General features: G+C 60.5%; 19 protein-coding genes. 5 read left to right on the forward strand and 14 right to left on the reverse strand.

Annotation, left to right across the window (positions count from 1 at the left end; all coding sequences use genetic code 11):
- Positions 1–160: 160 nt before the first annotated feature.
- The gene (gene mutS / locus MMS95_RS18105) at positions 161–2,716 is read left to right on the forward strand and encodes a DNA mismatch repair protein MutS (protein WP_031300372.1); all 2,556 of its coding nucleotides are present in this window, start codon (positions 161–163) and stop codon (positions 2,714–2,716) included.
- Positions 2,717–2,795: 79 nt separating this feature from the next.
- Here mutS and rpoS read toward each other — a convergent pair whose 3' ends face one another.
- From rpoS to ftsB, 8 genes are all read right to left on the reverse strand, one after another.
- Entirely contained in the window at positions 2,796–3,794 is a 999-nt protein-coding gene (gene rpoS / locus MMS95_RS18110; protein WP_004932578.1) for an RNA polymerase sigma factor RpoS, read from the reverse strand.
- A 54-nt stretch (positions 3,795–3,848) separates the two neighbouring features.
- On the reverse strand, positions 3,849–4,847 hold the full coding sequence (nlpD, locus tag MMS95_RS18115; protein WP_015376692.1) for a murein hydrolase activator NlpD: 999 nt from the start codon (positions 4,845–4,847) through the stop codon (positions 3,849–3,851).
- 325 nt (positions 4,848–5,172) lie between these two features.
- Positions 5,173–5,799: a protein-L-isoaspartate(D-aspartate) O-methyltransferase gene (locus MMS95_RS18120; protein ID WP_004932585.1), complete on the reverse strand. Its 627-nt coding sequence runs from the start codon at positions 5,797–5,799 to the stop codon at positions 5,173–5,175.
- Complete coding sequence (gene surE, locus MMS95_RS18125; protein WP_015376691.1) at positions 5,793–6,554, reverse strand: 5'/3'-nucleotidase SurE; 762 nt, start codon at positions 6,552–6,554, stop codon at positions 5,793–5,795. Before surE ends, MMS95_RS18120 begins: the two co-directional genes overlap by 7 nt.
- A complete protein-coding gene (gene truD, locus MMS95_RS18130) occupies positions 6,535–7,581 on the reverse strand; it encodes a tRNA pseudouridine(13) synthase TruD (RefSeq protein WP_076740949.1) in 1,047 nt (348 codons plus the stop codon). The genes surE and truD overlap by 20 nt, the downstream gene beginning before the upstream one ends.
- 4 nt (positions 7,582–7,585) lie before the next feature.
- Complete coding sequence (gene ispF / locus MMS95_RS18135; protein ID WP_004932594.1) at positions 7,586–8,059, reverse strand: 2-C-methyl-D-erythritol 2,4-cyclodiphosphate synthase; 474 nt, start codon at positions 8,057–8,059, stop codon at positions 7,586–7,588.
- 10 nt (positions 8,060–8,069) lie between these two features.
- The gene (gene ispD / locus MMS95_RS18140; RefSeq protein ID WP_015376689.1) at positions 8,070–8,777 is read right to left on the reverse strand and encodes a 2-C-methyl-D-erythritol 4-phosphate cytidylyltransferase; all 708 of its coding nucleotides are present in this window, start codon (positions 8,775–8,777) and stop codon (positions 8,070–8,072) included.
- Between the two features lie 3 nt (positions 8,778–8,780).
- Positions 8,781–9,101, reverse strand: a complete 321-nt coding sequence (gene ftsB / locus MMS95_RS18145) for a cell division protein FtsB (RefSeq protein WP_016929043.1) — start codon at positions 9,099–9,101, stop codon at positions 8,781–8,783.
- Positions 9,102–9,504: 403 nt separating this feature from the next.
- On the opposite strand from ftsB, the gene MMS95_RS18150 reads away from it, so the two are divergent.
- The 3 genes from MMS95_RS18150 (at position 9,505) to MMS95_RS18160 (ending at position 11,815) form a co-directional block, all read left to right on the forward strand.
- Positions 9,505–10,275 carry a basic amino acid ABC transporter substrate-binding protein gene (locus MMS95_RS18150; protein ID WP_044029659.1) on the forward strand — a complete coding sequence of 257 codons (771 nt, stop codon included), beginning with the start codon at positions 9,505–9,507 and terminating at the stop codon, positions 10,273–10,275.
- 114 nt (positions 10,276–10,389) lie between these two features.
- Positions 10,390–11,109 carry an amino acid ABC transporter permease gene (locus MMS95_RS18155; RefSeq protein WP_049188078.1) on the forward strand — a complete coding sequence of 240 codons (720 nt, stop codon included), beginning with the start codon at positions 10,390–10,392 and terminating at the stop codon, positions 11,107–11,109.
- Positions 11,093–11,815 carry an amino acid ABC transporter ATP-binding protein gene (locus MMS95_RS18160; RefSeq protein WP_004932608.1) on the forward strand — a complete coding sequence of 241 codons (723 nt, stop codon included), beginning with the start codon at positions 11,093–11,095 and terminating at the stop codon, positions 11,813–11,815. The genes MMS95_RS18155 and MMS95_RS18160 overlap by 17 nt, the downstream gene beginning before the upstream one ends.
- A 52-nt stretch (positions 11,816–11,867) precedes the next feature.
- On the opposite strand, the gene MMS95_RS18165 is transcribed toward MMS95_RS18160, so the two are convergent.
- From MMS95_RS18165 to cysG, 5 genes are all read right to left on the reverse strand, one after another.
- Positions 11,868–12,194 carry a DUF3561 family protein gene (locus MMS95_RS18165; RefSeq protein WP_004932611.1) on the reverse strand — a complete coding sequence of 109 codons (327 nt, stop codon included), beginning with the start codon at positions 12,192–12,194 and terminating at the stop codon, positions 11,868–11,870.
- 84 nt (positions 12,195–12,278) lie between these two features.
- Positions 12,279–12,968 carry an adenylyl-sulfate kinase gene (gene cysC, locus MMS95_RS18170; protein ID WP_015376685.1) on the reverse strand — a complete coding sequence of 230 codons (690 nt, stop codon included), beginning with the start codon at positions 12,966–12,968 and terminating at the stop codon, positions 12,279–12,281.
- Positions 12,907–14,334, reverse strand: a complete 1,428-nt coding sequence (cysN, locus tag MMS95_RS18175; protein ID WP_049242652.1) for a sulfate adenylyltransferase subunit CysN — start codon at positions 14,332–14,334, stop codon at positions 12,907–12,909. The genes cysC and cysN overlap by 62 nt, the downstream gene beginning before the upstream one ends.
- 11 nt (positions 14,335–14,345) lie before the next feature.
- A complete protein-coding gene (gene cysD / locus MMS95_RS18180) occupies positions 14,346–15,254 on the reverse strand; it encodes a sulfate adenylyltransferase subunit CysD (RefSeq protein WP_004932620.1) in 909 nt (302 codons plus the stop codon).
- A gap of 22 nt (positions 15,255–15,276) precedes the next feature.
- Positions 15,277–16,707, reverse strand: coding sequence for a siroheme synthase CysG (cysG, locus tag MMS95_RS18185; RefSeq protein WP_176326189.1), 1,431 nt, complete (start codon positions 16,705–16,707; stop codon positions 15,277–15,279).
- A 261-nt stretch (positions 16,708–16,968) separates the two neighbouring features.
- On the opposite strand from cysG, the gene MMS95_RS18190 reads away from it, so the two are divergent.
- Complete coding sequence (locus MMS95_RS18190) at positions 16,969–18,039, forward strand: aminopeptidase (protein WP_033633554.1); 1,071 nt, start codon at positions 16,969–16,971, stop codon at positions 18,037–18,039.
- 55 nt (positions 18,040–18,094) lie between these two features.
- On the opposite strand, the gene MMS95_RS18195 is transcribed toward MMS95_RS18190, so the two are convergent.
- Positions 18,095–18,829, reverse strand: a complete 735-nt coding sequence (locus MMS95_RS18195) for a phosphoadenylyl-sulfate reductase (protein ID WP_016929052.1) — start codon at positions 18,827–18,829, stop codon at positions 18,095–18,097.
- Positions 18,830–18,868: the final 39 nt, after the last annotated feature.

Here is an 18,868-nt window from a genome sequence, read left to right on the forward strand (position 1 = left end):
AACCTTGGGTTTGAACACGCCGTTTGGCGTTTTGATGACTTGATTTGCGCCGCCCGCCAAGCGCTGAATGGGGTGGCGCCTGCTGAAACAATGTGATAGCGAATGACGACAATGAAAATCACAGTTCCCTTTACATTCAATGGATTGGAAAAATAATCGCATGAATAGCACCGATAAACTCGATTCGCACACGCCGATGATGCAGCAGTACCTGCGCCTCAAGGCCCAGCATCCTGAAATCCTGCTGTTCTATCGCATGGGCGACTTCTACGAGCTATTTTACGACGACGCCAAGCGCGCTTCCCAACTGCTGGATATCTCGCTGACCAAACGCGGCGCCTCGGCGGGCGAACCGATCCCGATGGCCGGCGTGCCGCACCACGCAGTGGAGAACTACCTGGCCAAGCTGGTGCAGCTCGGCGAGTCCGTCGCCATCTGCGAGCAGATCGGCGATCCGGCCACCAGCAAAGGGCCGGTCGAACGCAAAGTGGTGCGTATCGTCACCCCCGGCACCATCACCGACGAAGCGCTGCTGCAAGAACGCCAGGACAACCTGCTGGCGGCGATCTGGCAGGATGCGCGCGGCTTCGGCTACGCCACGCTGGACATCAGCTCCGGCCGCTTCCGCGTCGCCGAGCCGCAGGATCTGGAAACCATGGCCGCCGAGCTGCAGCGCACCAATCCGGCCGAGCTGCTCTATCCGGAAACCTTCGAACACATGGCGCTGATCGAACAGCGCCACGGCCTGCGCCGCCGCCCGCTGTGGGAATTCGAGCTTGAGACCGCACGCCAACAGCTCAACCTGCAGTTCGGCACCCGCGACTTGACCGGCTTCGGCGTCGAGCAGGCGCACCAGGCGCTGCGCGCCGCCGGCTGTCTGCTGCAGTACGTCAAAGATACCCAACGCACTTCGCTGCCGCACATTCGCGGCATCACCATGGAACGCCAGCAGGACGGCATCATCATGGATGCCGCCACCCGCCGCAACCTGGAGCTGACGCAGAGCCTGTCCGGCGGCAGCGACAACACGCTGGCGGCGATCCTCGACCGTACGGTCACGCCGATGGGCAGCCGCATGCTGAAACGCTGGCTGCACATGCCGACCCGCGACATCAAGGTGCTGACCGCCCGCCAGCAGGCGATCGGCGCATTACAGGAACTGTTCGCGGATCTGCAGCCTTCGCTGCGTCAGGTAGGCGATCAGGAACGTATTTTGGCGCGTTTGGCGCTGCGCACCGCCCGGCCGCGCGATCTGGCGCGCATGCGCCATGCTTTCCAGCAACTGCCGGACATCCGCGCGCTGCTGCAGGATGTGAAAACGCCGCACGTGCAGCAGCTGCTGTCGCAGGTGGGCCAGTTTGACGAACTGCGCGAGCTGCTGGAACGCGCGGTCATTGAATCACCGCCGGTGCTGGTGCGCGACGGCGGCGTGATCGCCCCCGGTTACAACAGCGAACTGGACGAGTGGCGGGCACTGGCCGACGGCGCCAGCGACTACCTCGATCGGCTGGAGATCCGCGAGCGTGAAAAGCTGGGTCTGGATACGCTCAAGGTCGGCTTCAACGGCGTACACGGCTATTACATTCAGGTCAGCCGCGGTCAAAGCCACCTGGTGCCGATCCACTATGTACGCCGTCAGACGCTGAAAAACGCCGAGCGCTACATCATCCCGGAACTGAAAGAGTACGAAGACAAAGTGCTCACCTCCAAGGGTAAGGCGCTGGCGATCGAGAAAAGCCTGTACGACGAGCTGTTCGATCTGCTGCTGCCGCACCTGGCGGAACTGCAACAAAGCGCCGCCGCGCTGGCCGAGCTGGACGTGCTGGCCAACCTGGCCGAGCGCGCCGATACCCTGAACTACGCTTGCCCGACCATGAGCGAGCAGCCGGGGATCCGCATTACCGAAGGCCGCCATCCGGTGGTGGAGCAGGTGCTGAGCGAGCCGTTTATCTCCAACCCGCTCACCCTGTCGCCGCAGCGCCGCATGCTGATCATAACCGGTCCGAATATGGGCGGTAAAAGCACCTATATGCGGCAAACGGCGCTGATCGTGCTGATGGCGCACATCGGCAGCTACGTGCCGGCCACCAAGGCCACCATCGGCCCGGTGGATCGCATCTTCACCCGCGTCGGCGCGGCGGACGATCTGGCTTCCGGCCGCTCCACCTTCATGGTGGAGATGACCGAAACCGCCAACATTCTGCACAACGCCACCGAGCACAGCCTGGTGTTAATGGATGAAATCGGCCGCGGCACCTCCACCTACGACGGCCTGTCGCTGGCCTGGGCCTGCGCCGAGAACCTGGCCAACCGCATCAAGGCGATGACGCTGTTCGCCACCCACTACTTCGAGCTAACGACCCTGCCTGAGAAGATGGAAGGCGTGGTCAACGTGCATCTGGATGCGCTTGAACACGGCGACACCATCGCCTTCATGCACAGCGTGCAAGACGGTGCCGCCAGCAAAAGCTATGGCCTGGCGGTCGCCGCACTGGCCGGCGTGCCGCGCGACGTCATCAAACGCGCCCGTCAGAAACTGCGCGAGCTGGAATCCATCTCCAGCCACACCGCGTCGGGCAGCGTCGATGCCACCCAGATGACGCTGCTGCAGGAAGAGACCTCGCCGGCAGTAGAAGCCCTGGAGGCGCTTGATCCAGACTCCCTGTCGCCTCGACAGGCGCTGGAATGGATCTACCGGCTGAAAAATATGGTGTAATCTGGCGCCAAACGCGGGCATAAAAAAACGGTGAGCATCATGCTCACCGTTTTTATTTGATGCGGTTCAACAACCGGCGTTATTCGCGGAACAGCGCCTCAATGCTCAGGCCCTGCATCTGCAAAATCTCACGCAGACGGCGCAGACCTTCTACCTGAATCTGACGGACGCGCTCGCGCGTCAAGCCAATCTCCCGGCCTACGTCTTCCAGCGTCGCCGCTTCATAGCCCAGCAGGCCGAAACGACGCGCCAACACTTCACGCTGTTTGGCGTTCAGTTCGAACAGCCATTTGACGATGCTTTGCTTCATATCGTCATCTTGCGTGGTGTCTTCAGGCCCGTTGTCCTTCTCGTCGGCCAGAATGTCCAGCAGCGCTTTCTCCGAATCCCCGCCCAGCGGCGTATCCACCGAGGTGATGCGCTCATTCAGGCGCAGCATGCGGCTGACGTCATCCACCGGCTTGTCGAGTTGCTCGGCAATTTCTTCAGCGCTCGGTTCATGATCCAGCTTGTGGGAAAGCTCGCGCGCGGTGCGCAGATAGACATTCAGTTCTTTGACGATATGGATAGGCAAACGAATGGTACGGGTTTGGTTCATGATCGCCCGTTCAATCGTCTGACGGATCCACCAGGTTGCATAAGTGGAGAAGCGGAAGCCGCGTTCCGGGTCGAATTTTTCCACTGCGCGAATCAGACCGAGGTTACCCTCTTCGATCAGATCCAGCAGCGCCAGACCGCGGTTGCTGTAGCGGCGGGCGATTTTCACCACCAGCCGCAGGTTGCTTTCAATCATGCGGCGGCGGGACGGCACGTCACCGCGCAGAGCACGCCGCGCAAAATAGACTTCTTCCTCTGCGGTCAGCAGAGGTGAATAACCGATCTCACCCAGATAGAGCTGCGTCGCATCCAATACGCGTTGCGTAACGCCTTGAGACAACAGCTCTTCTTCCGCTAAATCGTTCTCGCTGGTCTCTTCTTCTACCAGCGCTTTTTCATCAAACGACTCGGCCTCAGCTCCATTCTCGTCGAAATCCGCATCATCATGTAACTCGTTAACTTTCAGCGTATTTTGGCTCATATGCTGCTCCTACCCGTGATACCGCGAGCAGAATCTCAGCGTATTCTGCCCAATCTATCGCTGCGGAAGATAACGCAGCGGGTTTACGGATTTCCCCTTGTAACGAATTTCAAAATGCAAACGTACTGAACTGGTACCGGTGCTACCCATGGTGGCTATTTTTTGACCCGCCTTCACTTCTTGTTGTTCCCGGACCAGCATTGTGTCGTTATGAGCGTAGGCGCTCAGGTAATCATCATTATGTTTGATGATGATTAGATTACCGTAACCCCGTAAAGCGTTGCCTGCATACACTACGCGGCCATCGGCGGTAGCGAAGATAGGCTGCCCACGGGAACCGGCGATATCGACACCCTTATTCCCACCTTCTGATGAGGAAAAGTTATCAATAACCTTACCGTCAGTCGGCCATCTCCAGGTACTGACCGGAGCGCTGTTGCTGACGGTGCTGCTCACAGGTGGAGCGGCTTCCGGCGCGGTAACAGGCGCAGTCGCGGTCCCAACCGCTGCGGCACCTGCTGCAGGTAACATCTTACCTACATTCTGTTTACCCGAGTTTTCAGAATACGCGTTAGTTGATTGAGAATCAACCGTTGCCGTCTGGATCTGGGAGCTGGAAGGTGGCTTCGGAACACCGCCTTTGGTCGCATCTGTCGTCGCCAACATGCCGCCGCCGCCGTTGGCAGAACCATTACCAAGCTGAATGGTTTGGCCAACATTCAGGCTGTATGGCTCGGGAATATTGTTGCGCTGCGCCAGGTCGCGGAAATCATTGCCGGTGATCCAGGCGATATAAAACAGCGTGTCGCCGCGCTTGACCGTATAAGTTTCGCCGCCGCTGTAGCTCCCTTTAGGGATGGCGTTATAACTGCGGTTATAGACAATGCGGCCCTCTGGGCTGGCCTGCTGCACTCCGCCATTATTATTGCCGGATGGAGCGGCACCGCCGCCCCCCACGCTGCTGATAGGAGCCGACGTCGAGGCCGTATTCGTACAACCCGCCAACCACAAACTTACCATCGTACACACCGCTACCCGGCGTAACGTAATCATTGGGCTTCCCGTGCTCATGCTTCCCCCATGACAGCAATATCAGTGATATATCCAAAATACCCTTTACATCGTAGCCGAGCTTTTGCCACTTCCCAGTTTCTGCGATGTAAAGGCGCCGCCGGCCGATCCCTGAACGCCAGGTCATCTCGCGCCGGAGCATCAAAACGCGCGCCAATGCTAACCACATTGGCGTTGCCGCACCATAAGACAACTACGTAGAAAGGCCAATTCTAGTGAAAATTAGCCTGATTGGAACGAGAAAACCTTATCCGGCCATGATGAAAGTGCAACAGATTTTGCAGACGGTCGAAAATTCAGACAATCGCTAGGCCAATTCGCCTTTCACCAACGGCACAAAGCGCACCGCCTCTACCGCATCGACAACGAAATCGTTGCCATGACGCTGAATGCGTTTGAGGGTTTGGGCCTGCTCGCCCACCGGCAACACCAAAATGCCGCCGTCGTCCAGCTGCTCCACCAGCGCCTGCGGGATCTCCGGCGGCGCGGCAGTGACGATGATCGCATCGAACGGGCCGCGCGACGCCCAACCCTGCCAACCGTCGCCGTGGCGGGTGGAAACATTGTGAAGATCGAGCTGTTTCAGGCGGCGCTTGGCCTGCCACTGCAGCCCCTTGATGCGTTCGACGGAACAAACGTGTTGCACCAGATGCGCCAGGATAGCGGTTTGATAACCGGAACCGGTACCGATCTCCAGCACCCTTGAGGTAGGTTTCAGATTCAGCAGCTCGGTCATCCGCGCCACCATATAAGGCTGGGAAATGGTCTGACCGGAACCGATCGGCAATGCGGTGTTTTCGTAGGCCTTATGATCCAGCGCTTCATCGACAAAACGCTCGCGCGGCACCGCTTCGATCGCCCGCAGCAGCTTTTCGTCTCGGATCCCCTGCTGCCGCAGCTGCGTCAGCAATGTTTGCATGCGCTTATTCACCATTCCCCGCTAACCTCTGCCTTGGTTAACCATGTTTTCACGACTTCTTGCGCCGCGTAGGCGGTTAAATCCACCTGCAGCGGCGTTATCGCCACATAGCCTTGTTCCACCGCCGCAAAGTCGGTATCCGGCCCGGCATCAAATTTATCACCAGGCGGCCCGATCCAGTAGATATTTTGTCCGCGCGGATCCTGCTGGCAGAAGACCTTGTCGGCGGGATGGCGGCTGCCGCAGCGGGTAACGCGCAGGCCTTTGATCTCAGCCAGCGGCAGATCCGGCACGTTAATATTCAGAATTTTTCCGGTACGTAGCGGTTCGCGCTGCAGCGCGCGCAGGATGCGGCAGGTAATGGCGGCGGCGGTCGCGTAGTGCTGGTGGCCGTTCAGCGACACCGCCAAGGCAGGCAACCCCAGGTGCCGGCCCTCCATCGCCGCCGCGACGGTGCCGGAATAGATAACGTCGTCGCCCAAATTCGGCCCGGCGTTAATGCCGGATACCACGATATCGGGCGCCGGGCGCATCAACGCGTTGACGCCAAGGTAAACGCAGTCGGTCGGCGTCCCTTGCAACACCGCAATATCCCCGTTGGCCAGCGTCTGCGTGCGCAACGGCGACTCCAGCGTTAAAGCATTGGAAGAGCCGCTGCGGTTACGATCCGGCGCCACGACCTGCACTTCGGCGAATTCCCGCAGCGCCGCCGCCAGCACCTGAATGCCCGGGGCGCTGACGCCGTCATCGTTACTCAGCAATATCCGCATCACTGTTATCCTGCTGCATGATCTCGCGAACCACGCTGGTAGCAAAGCTGCCCGCCGGCAGCCAGAAGCGCAGTTCCACGGTAACGTCATCCCACCAGTTCCACTGCAAATTTTGCGGCTGCAACAGCAGGGCCCGGCGAGCGGGTTCGACACGCTCGCGCTTTAAAAGCGTAAGCAATTCCGGTTGTTCCGCCAAGCATTGTTGTTCAAAAACCAAGGCTTGGCCGGCAGTGCCTGGCTCACCGTCGCCCGGCAAGGGAGCCGTGATCGCCAGCTCGCCGGCATCCAGCCGCTGTTGCAACGTCTCCAGCTCATCGGCTTTGGCGACGAACCAGCTGCCGCGGCCGCTCAACTGCAGGGCATCCCCATCCAGCACGGTGCGCTGCAGGCCGTCGGCCAGGCGCCGGCCGGCTATCAGATTGAACAGTGCACTGCGGCTGGCGGACAGGTAGAAGCTGCGCTTACTGCGCTCTTTGACACGAATTTCGTCGTTCGCCCAGCGGCGCGCCATCACCAGATTGTTGCCGCCGCGGCCGAAGCGTTGGCTGCCGAAATAGTTGGGCACGCCCTGCGCGGCGATAGCCTGCAGGCGACGTTCCACGTCCTGCCGATCGGAAATCTGGCGCAGCACCAGCGTAAAGTGGTTGCCCTTCAGATTGCCGATGCGCATTTTGCGCAGGTGGCGGGCGAACGAGAGCACCTCGCAGCCTTCCAGCGTAAACCGGGAGAAATCCGGCGTGTCTTTGCCCGGCATATGCAGGCAGAACCACTGCTCGGTCACCGCGTGGCGATCCTTCAAACCGGCATAGCTGACAGAACGGGCGTGAATACCGGCGAAGCGCGCCAGGTAATCGGCCACGAACTGGGTATTGCAGCCGTTTTTACGGATATTTACCAGCACGTGCTCACCTTCGCCGTCCGGTGCAAAACCCAGATCTTCGACCACCACGAAATCTTCCGGATTGGCTTTCAACACCCCGGAACTCTGCGGCCGGCCATGCAGCCAGGTCAGATTCGCCATATCCATGCGGTTATTCCTTGATCAGCAAGGCGACCGCTTCGCACGCGATGCCCTCGCCGCGCCCGGTGAAACCGAGCTGTTCGGTGGTGGTGGCCTTCACGTTGACGTCATCCATATGGCACTGCAGATCTTCCGCCAGGAAGACGCGCATCTGCGGGATGTGCGGCGCCATTTTCGGCGCCTGAGCGATGATGGTGATATCGAGGTTACCGAGGCGGTAACCTTTGGCGCGGATGCGTTTCCAGGCTTCGCGCAGCAGCTCGCGGCTGTCGGCGCCTTTGAAGGCCGGATCGGTATCGGGGAACAGTTTGCCGATATCGCCCAGCGCCGCCGCCCCCAACAGGGCGTCGGTGGCGGCATGCAGCGCGACGTCACCGTCGGAGTGGGCCAGCAAGCCTTTGTCGTAAGGGATGCGAACACCACCGATCACCAACGGGCCTTCGCCGCCGAATTTATGTACATCAAAACCGTGACCGATACGCATGATGCGCTCCTTAATTGTCTAACTGGGTCAAATAGAACGCCGCCAGCGCCAAATCCTCCGGCCGCGTTACTTTAATGTTGTCCGCCCGGCCGGCGATCAGCTGCGGATGATAGCCGCAATGCTCCAGCGCCGAGGCTTCGTCGGTGACGTTTGCGCCTTCATCCAGCGCGCGCTGCAGGCACTGCTTGAGCAGCGGCAGCGGAAACAGCTGCGGCGTCAGCGCATGCCACAGATCCTGCCGCTCAACGGTGTGGGCGATGGTGTCGCGGCCAGGTTCGGCGCGCTTCATGGTGTCGCGCACCGGCGCGGCGAGAATGCCGCCCACCTTGCTGTGTGCGGTGATCGCCAGCAGGCGCTCGAGATCGTCGGCGTGCAGGCAGGGGCGCGCGGCGTCGTGCACCAACACCCAGTCCGCATCACCCGCCAGTTTCAACCCGGCCATCACCGAATCGGCGCGCTGTTTGCCGCCCTCGGTGACGGTCACCCGCGGATCCTGAGCGATGGGTAGCCGTTCGAACTGACGATCTTCGGGGCCGATCGCCACGATCACCCGTTCAATGCGCGGGTGGCGCAACAGGGCGTGGATGGCGTGTTCGACGATGCTGTGCCGGCCGATGGTTAAATATTGCTTCGGGCATTCCGCCTGCATGCGGCTGCCGATACCGGCAGCGGGCAGGACGGCAATCACCGAGGGAAAGGTACCTGCGGAGTGATTCATGCGTTATTTTTGTGCGTTGTTTTGCGAAGAAGACGCCGCGTTGCGCCTGGATTGGTCAGGAACCAGACGATAGAAAGTCTCACCGGGCTTGATCATGCCCAGCTCATTACGCGCACGCTCTTCGATCGCTTCCTGTCCGCCGTTCAAATCATCGATTTCGGCAAACAGCTGATCGTTACGCGCTTTCAACTTGGCGTTGTTGCCCTGCTGGACCGCAACGTCTTCATTGACCCGCACGTAATCGTGAATACCATTTTTGCCCAGCCACAGTGAATACTGTAACCAACCGAGCAATGCCAGCAATAGCAGCGTAAGTTTTCCCATCTCCGCCCCCTGAAAAACCGACCAATCATCCCACAACTTCTCGTTGGACTCCACACTGAGAGCGGCATTTCAACGCCAAATTCAGAATACGGATGAAGGGTTCCCGTGTTTATCGCCTAATTCCGCTGCGAAAGCGGCAAAAAACGCCCCTTTGGCTCGGCGCACGCGCCGCGTTTTCCAATGAGACACACACTGCCCTACCTCCATTATGCAGCAAGAATCACTGCATCACCGCTTCCTGACACATCGCTTACGCCACAGCAAAGCAAAAAGTGAATATTTAACACCATAGAGAGAAGAATCGTCATGCAGCGGTTGCACTTTCATTCATTGAAGCTTATTTTTATGCACTCATAGTGCATAAATAATTCCAATATATAACCATTCATTATCGGGGATCGCGATGTTAAAACGTTTAGTTCTGATCGGCGCCTGCCTGGCCGCCACCTTCTCCATCGCCGCGTTGGCGGCTGAACCCACCTACGTCGTCGGCTCCGGCGGCACCTATCGGCCATTCGAATTTGAAAACAGCCAAAAGCAGCTGGAAGGCTTCGACATCGACATCATCAAGGCAGTGGCCAAGGCCGAAGGCTTCCAAATCAAACTGATCAATACGCCGTGGGAAGGGATCTTCGCCACGCTGAACTCCGGCGATCGCGATATCATCATTTCCGGCATCACCATCACCGATAAACGCAAGCAGATGGTTGATTTCTCTGCGCCTTACTTCCCGGCTGAGCAGGCCATCGTGGTGCCGCAAGACTCGAAGGTGGACTCCATCGCCGCGCTGAAAGCGCTGAAGGTCGGCGTAGTGAACTCCAGCACCGGCGACATCGTGGTGTCCGACGTGCTGGGCAAGAACAGCACCGCCATCAAGCGCTTCGACAATACCCCGCTGATGCTGCAGGAGCTGTATGAAGACGGCATCGGCGCGGCGGTCGGCGACGTCGGCGTGGCCAAGTTCTATATCAAGACCCACCCTGAGAAAGCCTTCAAGCTGGTGCCCGACGCCAAGTTCGAGCGCCAGTATTTCGGCATCGCCGTCGCCAAAGGCAACGATGAGCTGCGCAACAAGATCAACGCCGGCCTGAAGAAAATCGTCGCCGACGGCACCTACGCCAAGATCTACCAAACCTGGTTCGACAGCAACGTACCGACGCTGCCGGCGGAATAATCCCCTGTCGCCGGCGCCCGCAAGGGCGTCGGCGCACCACCGTTTCAGCCTACCAAGAAGGAATACCCCTTGAACTTCCGCTGGGAGATCATCCAGGAATACGCGCCGCTGTTTATGGAAGGCGCCTGGATGACCATCAAATGCACCATTATCTGCGTGCTGCTGGGCACCACCTGGGGCTTGCTCCTCGGGCTGGGCCGTTTGGCGCAGGCGCCGCACGGCATCTGGAAACCCATCCTGCATTACGGCGTTCAGTGGCCGGTGCGCATCTACATCAGCGCCTTTCGCGGCACGCCGCTGTTCGTGCAGATCATGGTGGTGCACTTCGCGCTGGTGCCGCTGTTCATCAACCCGCGTGACGGTCTGCTGGTCACCAGCGGCCTGATGAGCGTCGATTTCGCCCGTGCGCTGCGCGCCGACTACGGCGCCTTTCTCTCCTGCGTGGTGGCGATCACACTCAACGCCGGCGCCTATGTGTCGGAGATCTTCCGCGCCGGGATCCAGTCGATCGACCGCGGCCAGATGGAGGCATCGCGCTCGTTGGGCATGAGCTACGGCAAGACCATGCGCCAGGTGATCCTGCCGCAAGCCTTCCGGCGCATGCTGCCGCCGCTGGGCAACAACGCCATCGCCATCGTCAAGGATTCGTCGCTGGCCTCCGCCATCGGCCTGGCGGATCTGGCCTATGCCGCCCGTACCGTCTCCGGCGCCTACGCCACCTACTGGGAGCCCTACCTGACCATTTCGCTGGTCTATTGGGTCATCACCTTCCTGCTCTCGCTGCTGGTGCAGCACATGGAAAAGAGGTTCGGTAAAAGTGATTCGCGTACATAATCTGCAAAAACAGTTCGGCGAAAGCCACGTGCTGCGCGGCATTTCCTGCCGGATCGCCGCCAACGAAGTGGTGTGCGTCATCGGCCCTTCAGGCTCGGGGAAGAGCACCTTCCTGCGCTGCATCAATGCGCTGGAGACGCTCTCCGGCGGCGAGATCGAGGTCAACGGTTTCGCCGTCCACGATCAGAAAACCGACCTGAATAAGATGCGGGAAAGTGTGGGCATGGTGTTCCAGCGTTTCAATCTGTTCCCGCACATGACGGTGTTGGAAAATATCATCATGGCGCCGGTGAGCGTGAAGAAACAGCCGCGCGCCGAAGCCATCGCGCAAGCAGAACAGCTGCTGCTCAAGGTCGGCCTGCTCGACAAGATCGACGCCTATCCCAACAGCCTGTCCGGCGGCCAGCAGCAGCGGGTAGCGATCGCCCGCGCGCTGGCGATGGAGCCGAAGATCATGCTGTTCGATGAACCGACCTCCGCGCTCGATCCTGAGCTGGTGGGCGAAGTGTTGGCGGTGATGAAATCACTGGCCCACGAGGGCATGACCATGGTGGTGGTGACGCATGAGATGGGCTTTGCCCGCGAGGTGGCCGACCGGGTGCTGTTTATCGATCAGGGGATCATTCAGGAGGAGGGTGCGCCGCAGCAGATCTTCAGCCAGCCGGCCAATCCGCGCACTCAGGCGTTTCTGAGCAAAGTTTTGTAACCTTCGACACGGCTTTGCAATCCTTCGGGCGCCGGCATCGTCGCCCGCTCTCTCACCACCCGGTCAGGAAGCTGAACACCAGCCAGAACAGGCACAGCACGATCGCGCCGGTCAGCAGAAGCGTCAGGATCAGACGGCCGCGCAACAGCATGCTGAGGGTGATGCCGATCAGCACCGACAGCGGCATCAGCGCCAGGAAGAACGGCCAGGTATAGAGCAGGAAAAACAGCGTGTTGGAACCGTAAACCAGAAACGGCAACGCGAACGCCAGCCAGTAGAAAACAAAGCCGCTGACGCCGCCCAGGAAAGAATAAGAAGGCTCCTCTCTCTCCTGTTTTGACTGCTTGGAGTCGATCAAGATAGGCGTGACATTTTGCATAGTGATCCCTGGTTATTCGGCTCGCTCTGCGGCGGCTTAGAGTAAAAAGCGCATGGCGAAAAACGCCACACGCTTTTTTTGAATTCAGGGTTTGATAATAGCCTGACCACGCAACACGTCTAACAATTGCGCAATCAAATTTGTTACCAATTGTTGGCCGTCGAGGTGGATTTCCGGCTGCTGCGGCGCCTCATAAACCGCGTCGATACCGGTGAAATTGCGCAGCTCGCCGGCGCGCGCTTTTTTATACAACCCTTTCGGATCGCGCGCCTCGCAGATCGCCAACGGCGTGTCGACGAACACCTCGATAAAGCGATCGTCGCCGAGCATCTCGCGCACCATTTGCCGCTCGGCGCGGTGCGGCGAAATGAATGCGGTCAGCACCACCAGCCCGGCATCCACCATCAGCTTGGCCACTTCCCCCACCCGGCGGATGTTCTCGCGCCGATCCTCGTCGGAAAAACCGAGATCGCGGCACAGACCGTGACGCACGTTATCGCCGTCCAGCAGATAGGTGCTGACGCCAAGCCCATGCAGCGCCTGCTCCAGCGCGCCGGCGACGGTGGATTTTCCCGAGCCGGACAGCCCGGTAAACCACAGCACCGCGCCGCGGTGGCCGTTGCGCGCTTCGCGATCCGCACGCGTCACCGCATGCGGATGCCAAACCACGTTCTCATCGTCCGGCCCGGTCGCCCTCAGTTCAGCGGCCACCTTATCGGCCACCGAGCAGATCGCGTGCGCCCCAATGCGGGAAGTGCTTGCGCACCAGCGCATTCAGCTCCAGCTCGAAGGCGCTGAATTCGCCGCGCGCCGCCGGGGCATCCTGCAGCGTTTCACGCACCAGACCGGCGCCAACCGTCACGTTGCTCATGCGATCGATGAAGATCAGCCCGCCGGTGTCGTGATTGCTCTGATAGCTGTCCAGCACCAGCGGTTCGTCGAAGGTCAGCTCCACCAACCCGATGCCGTTGAGCGGCAATGTGTCGGCTGGGTGTTGCGCCAGCGTGTTGATCTCCACCTGATGGCGAATGCTCTCCACGCGGGCGCGGGTCTTTTTGCCGGCGATCTTGATGTCGTAGCTCTGGCCCGGCACCAGCGGCTGCTCGGCCATCCATACCACGTCCACCCGCGCGCTCTGCGCCGCCTGCAGACTTTCGCCGGCGTCGACCAGCAAATCGCCGCGGCTGATGTCCACTTCATCTTTCAGCACCAGCGTAATCGCCTCGCCCGGCACCGCTTCTTGCAGATCGCCGTCGAAAGTCACGATACGCGCCACGCTGGACTCCACGCCGGAAGGCAGCACTTTGATGCGTTGCCCCACCCGCACTACGCCGGCGGACAGCGTGCCAGCATAGCCGCGGAAATCGAGGTTCGGGCGGTTGACGTACTGCACCGGGAAGCGCAGCGGCTGGTTTTCTCGCTCGCTGATCACGTCGACGCTCTCCAGCACTTCCAGCAGCGTCGGGCCGCTGTACCACGGCATATGGGCGCTTTCGCTCGCCACGTTGTCGCCGTCCAGCGCCGACAGCGGCACGAACTTGATGTCCAGATCGCCAGGCAGCTGCTGGGCGAAGGTCAGGTAATCCTGTTTGAACTGCTCGAACACCGCTTCCTGATAGTCCACCAGATCCATTTTGTTTACCGCGACCACCAGATGGCGAATGCCCAGCAGGGTCGCGATAAAGCTGTGGCGGCGAGTCTGATCCAACACCCCTTTGCGCGCGTCGATCAACAGGATCGCCAGATCGCAGGTCGAGGCGCCGGTGGCCATGTTGCGGGTGTACTGCTCGTGCCCCGGGGTATCGGCGATGATAAATTTACGTTTTTCGGTCGAGAAATAGCGATAGGCCACGTCGATGGTGATGCCCTGCTCGCGCTCGGCCTGCAGGCCGTCCACCAGCAGCGCCAGATCGAGCTTTTCGCCCTGGGTGCCGATGCGTTTGCTGTCGCTGTGCAGCGTCGACAGCTGATCCTCGTAGATCTGGCGGGTATCGTGCAGCAGGCGGCCAATCAGGGTGCTTTTGCCGTCGTCGACGCTGCCGCAGGTCAGAAAGCGCAGCAGGCTCTTGTGCTGCTGCGCGTGCAGATAGGATTCGACGCCGCCCTGGTCAGCGATTTGTTGTGCAATTGCGTTGTTCATCCGGCGGCTCCTTAGAAATACCCTTGACGCTTTTTCAGCTCCATCGAGCCGGACTGATCGCGATCGATCATCCGCCCCTGGCGTTCGCTGGTGGTGGAGACCAGCATCTCTTCGATGATCTCCGGCAGGGTTTGCGCCTGCGAGTCCACCGCGCCGGTCAGCGGCCAGCACCCCAGGGTGCGGAAACGCACCATGCGCTGGCTGATCACTTCACCCGGCTGCAGATCGATGCGATCGTCGTCCACCATCATCAGCATGCCGTCGCGCTCCACCACCGGGCGCGGTTTCGCCAGGTACAGTGGCACGATGTCGATCTTTTCCAGGAAGATGTACTGCCAGATATCCAGCTCGGTCCAGTTCGACAGCGGGAAGACGCGGATGCTCTCCCCTTTGTTGATCTGGCCGTTGTAGTTGTGCCACAGCTCCGGCCGCTGATTTTTCGGATCCCAGCGGTGGAAGCGATCGCGGAACGAGTAGATGCGCTCTTTGGCGCGCGATTTCTCCTCATCGCGCCGCGCACCGCCGAAGGCGGCGTCAAAACCGTACTTGTTCAACGCCTGTTTCAGGCCCTCGGTCTTCATGATGTCGGTATGCTTGGCGCTGCCGTGCACGAACGGGTTGATGCCCATCGCCACCCCTTCCGGGTTTTTATGCACCAGCAGCTCGAAGCCGTACTCCTTCGCGGTGCGATCGCGGAATTCGTACATTTCGCGGAATTTCCAGCCGGTATCGACGTGCAGCAGCGGGAACGGCAGCGTGCCGGGGAAGAACGCCTTACGCGCCAAATGCAGCATCACGGAAGAGTCCTTGCCGATGGAATACAGCATTACCGGGTTGGCGAATTCAGCGGCGACTTCACGGATGATATGGATACTCTCCGCCTCCAATTGCCGCAAATGAGTGAGTCGTTTTTCGTCCATAACAGATCCTTAAAAGCCTTGCCTATGCCAAATTCACGACGGCCGGGCGCACGGCCCCTTCCGTCTGCGATTGATGCCCGAACCAGGCGATTTGATGGTGCAGTTCCACCACCTCGCCGATCACCAACAGCGCCGGCAACGGCGCCCGTTGGGCCAGGTGTTCCAATTGATCCAGCGTGCCGATCTGCACCTGCTGATCGGCGCGCGTGCCGCGGCTGATCACCGCCACCGGCGTCGCAGCGTCGCGGCCGTGGGCGATCAGGCGTTGGCTGATGTCCGCCGCCTTCATGGTGCCCATGTAGATAGCCAGCGTTTGCCGCGTCCGGGCCAGATCGGCCCAGTCTAGGCCATCGCCGTCCGGGCGGCAGTGGCCGGTGATAAAGGTCACGCTCTGCGCGTGATCGCGATGCGTCAGCGGAATGCCGGCGTAGGCGGTCGCCCCCGCGGCGGCCGTGACGCCCGGCACCACCTGGAACGGAATGCCGGCGGCGGCGGCCACCTGCAGCTCTTCGCCGCCGCGGCCGAAGATGAACGGATCGCCGCCCTTGAGGCGCACCACGCGTTTGCCCTGCTGCGCCAGCTCCACCAGCAGCCGGTTGGTCTCTTCCTGGATCACCGAGTGCGCGCCGGCGCGCTTGCCCACGCAGATGCGTTCGGCGTCGCGGCGCACCAGATCGAGGATCTCACCGCTGACCAAATGGTCATACAGCACCACGTCCGCCTGCTGCATCAGCTGCAGCCCGCGCAGGGTCAACAGCCCCACGTCGCCCGGCCCGGCGCCCACCAGGGCGATCTCGCCCTGTGCGCCTTCATCGCCTGCGGCGAAGCGGTGTAAATCCTGCTCCAGCTGGCGTTCCGCCTGCGCCGTCTGGCCGTTGGCCACCAGCGTGGCGAAACGGCCGCCGAAGGTTTTCTCCCAGAAACGGCGACGTTCGCCGATCGAAGCCAACCGCTGTTTGACCTGGCCGCGCCAGCGGCCCGCGACCTGCGCCATCTGCCCCAAACTGGCGGGCAATAACGCCTCCAGCTTTTCGCGCAGCAGTCGCGCCAGCACCGGCGCCTGGCCGCTGGACGACACCGCCACCACCAGCGGCGAGCGATCGATGATCGACGGGAAGATGAACGAGCAGCGCGGCTGATCGTCCACCACGTTGGCTAACACCCGGCGTTTATCCGCCTCGGCGAACACCGCGGCGTTCAGCGCGTTGTCGTCCGTGGCGGCGATCGCCAGAAACACGTCGTCCAACTGCTGCGGATCAAAGGTTTTCCCCAGCCAGAGCACCCGCCCTTGCTGACGTTGTTGTTCCAGTTCCGGTGAGAGCGACTGCGCAACTATCCGTATTTCAGCCCCGGCGCGCTGAAGCAAGGAGACTTTGCGCGCCGCCACGTCACCACCGCCAACGACCAGCACCGGGCGTTGTTTCAGGTCGGCGAATATTGGTAGATAGTCCACAACAGCCTTTTCATATAACAGAAAGATAGTGTGACTATACGGGCTGAGATTTAGCCTCTGAAATGACGAAAAGGAATGATTAGTTCCTTTATGGAATATAGGCCGCAACGCAGGAGGCAAACGGTAATACTCACGGCGGCGGTTTGCGCGTTCGCGCGAAAATTAAGAGACAGGGAAATTGTGTAATGCCGCCCGGCGTCTCATACTGGGTGCCGAAGAAAAATGATCGGCAGCGCCGATAGCAAAGAAGGATTTTTCGGTATGTTTTCCCGTTTTTACCTGAAGACCAGCCTGCTGGCCCTCGCACTCGGCGGCGTCTTCAGCGTTTGTGCCGCACAGCCCGTAAAAGACGCGCCAATGGGCCGTTTCGCCGCCGAACAGACCCGCCACATCGCCACTTACTTCCCCGGCCGCATGGCGGGCAGCCCGGCTGAATTGCTCACCGCCGACTATCTGAAGCAGCAATTCAGCAAGATGGGTTACCAAAGCGACATTCGCAGCGTCAATACGCGCTATCTCTACACCAGCAAAGACGGCAAGAAGAACTGGAACAACGTCACCGCCAGCTCGGTGATCGCCGCCCGCAACGGCGACAGCCCAAAACAGATCGTGGTCGTCGCCCACTTCGACACCTATACGCCGCAGAGCGACGAGGATCTGGATAACAACCTCGGCGGCTTGACGCTGCAGGGCGTCGACGACAACGCCTCCGGCATCGGTGTGATGCTGGAACTGGCGGAACGCCTGAAGAACATCCCCACCGCCTACGGCCTGCGCTTCGTCGCCACCAGCGCCGAAGAGATCGGTTCACTGGGGGCGCAGAACTACCTGCAACGCATGAGCGCGGAAGAGAAAAGCAACACCGTGCTGGTGATCAACCTCGACAGCCTGATCACCGGCGATCGTCTGTATTTCAACGCCGGGCGCAACACGCCGCCGCAAATGGCGAAGCGTTCCCGCGATCGCGCGCTGGATATCGCCCACCGCTACGGCATCGCCGCCGCCACCAACCCAGGCAACGCGCAGCATCCGCAAGGCACCGGCTGCTGTTCCGATCAAGAGGTGTTCGACGCCGCAGGCATCCCGGTATTGTCAGTGGAGGCCACCAACTGGTCGCTGGGCGACAAAGATGGCTACCAGCAGCGCGCCGTCAGCCCGCACTTCCCGCAGGGCATCACCTGGCATCGTCCGCAGTATGACAATCTGCAATATCTGGATCGCTACCTGCCGGGGCGGATCGACAAACGCAGCCGCGACAGCGTGCAGATCCTGCTGCCGCTGATCAAAGAGCTGGCGCAGGCGCACCCGCCGAAAGCACAGAAGAAAAAGTAGCCCGCAAAAAAACAGGGCCCAGCATTGCTGAGCCCTGTCATGTCAATCACGCCGTTTAGCCTTCGTGTAGGCCACACTCGCGCTTCAGGCCGAAGAAACGCGTCTCTTCCTCGCTCATGCCCGGCTCCCACTTCTGGGTGGTGTGTGTATCGCCTACCGACAGGTAGCCCTGCTCCCACAGCGGGTGATAACTCAGCCCGTGTTCGGTCAGATACTGGTAAATCTTGCGGTTGTCCCAGTCGATGATCGGCAGGATCTTGAACACCCCACGCTGCACCGCCAGTACCGGCAGATTGGCGCGGCTGCCGGACTGCTCGCGCCGCAGGCCGGCGAACCAGCTCTGCGCGCCCAGCGTCTCCAGCGCGCGGTTCATCGGCTCGACCTTGTTGATCTGGTTGTATTTTTCAATCCCTTCCACGCCCTGCTCCCACAGCTTGCCATAGCGCGCCTCTTGCCAGGCGGGAGACTGCTCCGCGCGGAACACCTGCAGATTCAGCTTCAGCTGGTCGGTCAGTTGATCGATAAAGCGATAGGTTTCCGGGAACAGATAACCGGTGTCGGTCAGGATCACCGGGATATCCGGCCGGATGCGCGTCACCAGGTGCAGGCATACCGCCGCCTGAATGCCGAAACTGGACGAGAGTACGAACTCGCCGGGCAGATGCTCCAGCGCCCATGCGACGCGCTGTTCGGCGCTGAGGGTCTCCAGTTGGCCGTTGACCACCGCCAATGCCAGCGCCTGCCCGGATTTGGGCAACGCGTTCAGCGCCGCCAGATCGAATTCAGCCATGTTGTCTCTCCTGATACTTGAAATTATCTGTGCGGCCCC

Origin of the sequence: Serratia sp. PGPR-27, assembly GCF_022678525.1 — a bacterium.
GTDB lineage: Bacteria > Pseudomonadota > Gammaproteobacteria > Enterobacterales > Enterobacteriaceae > Serratia > Serratia nematodiphila.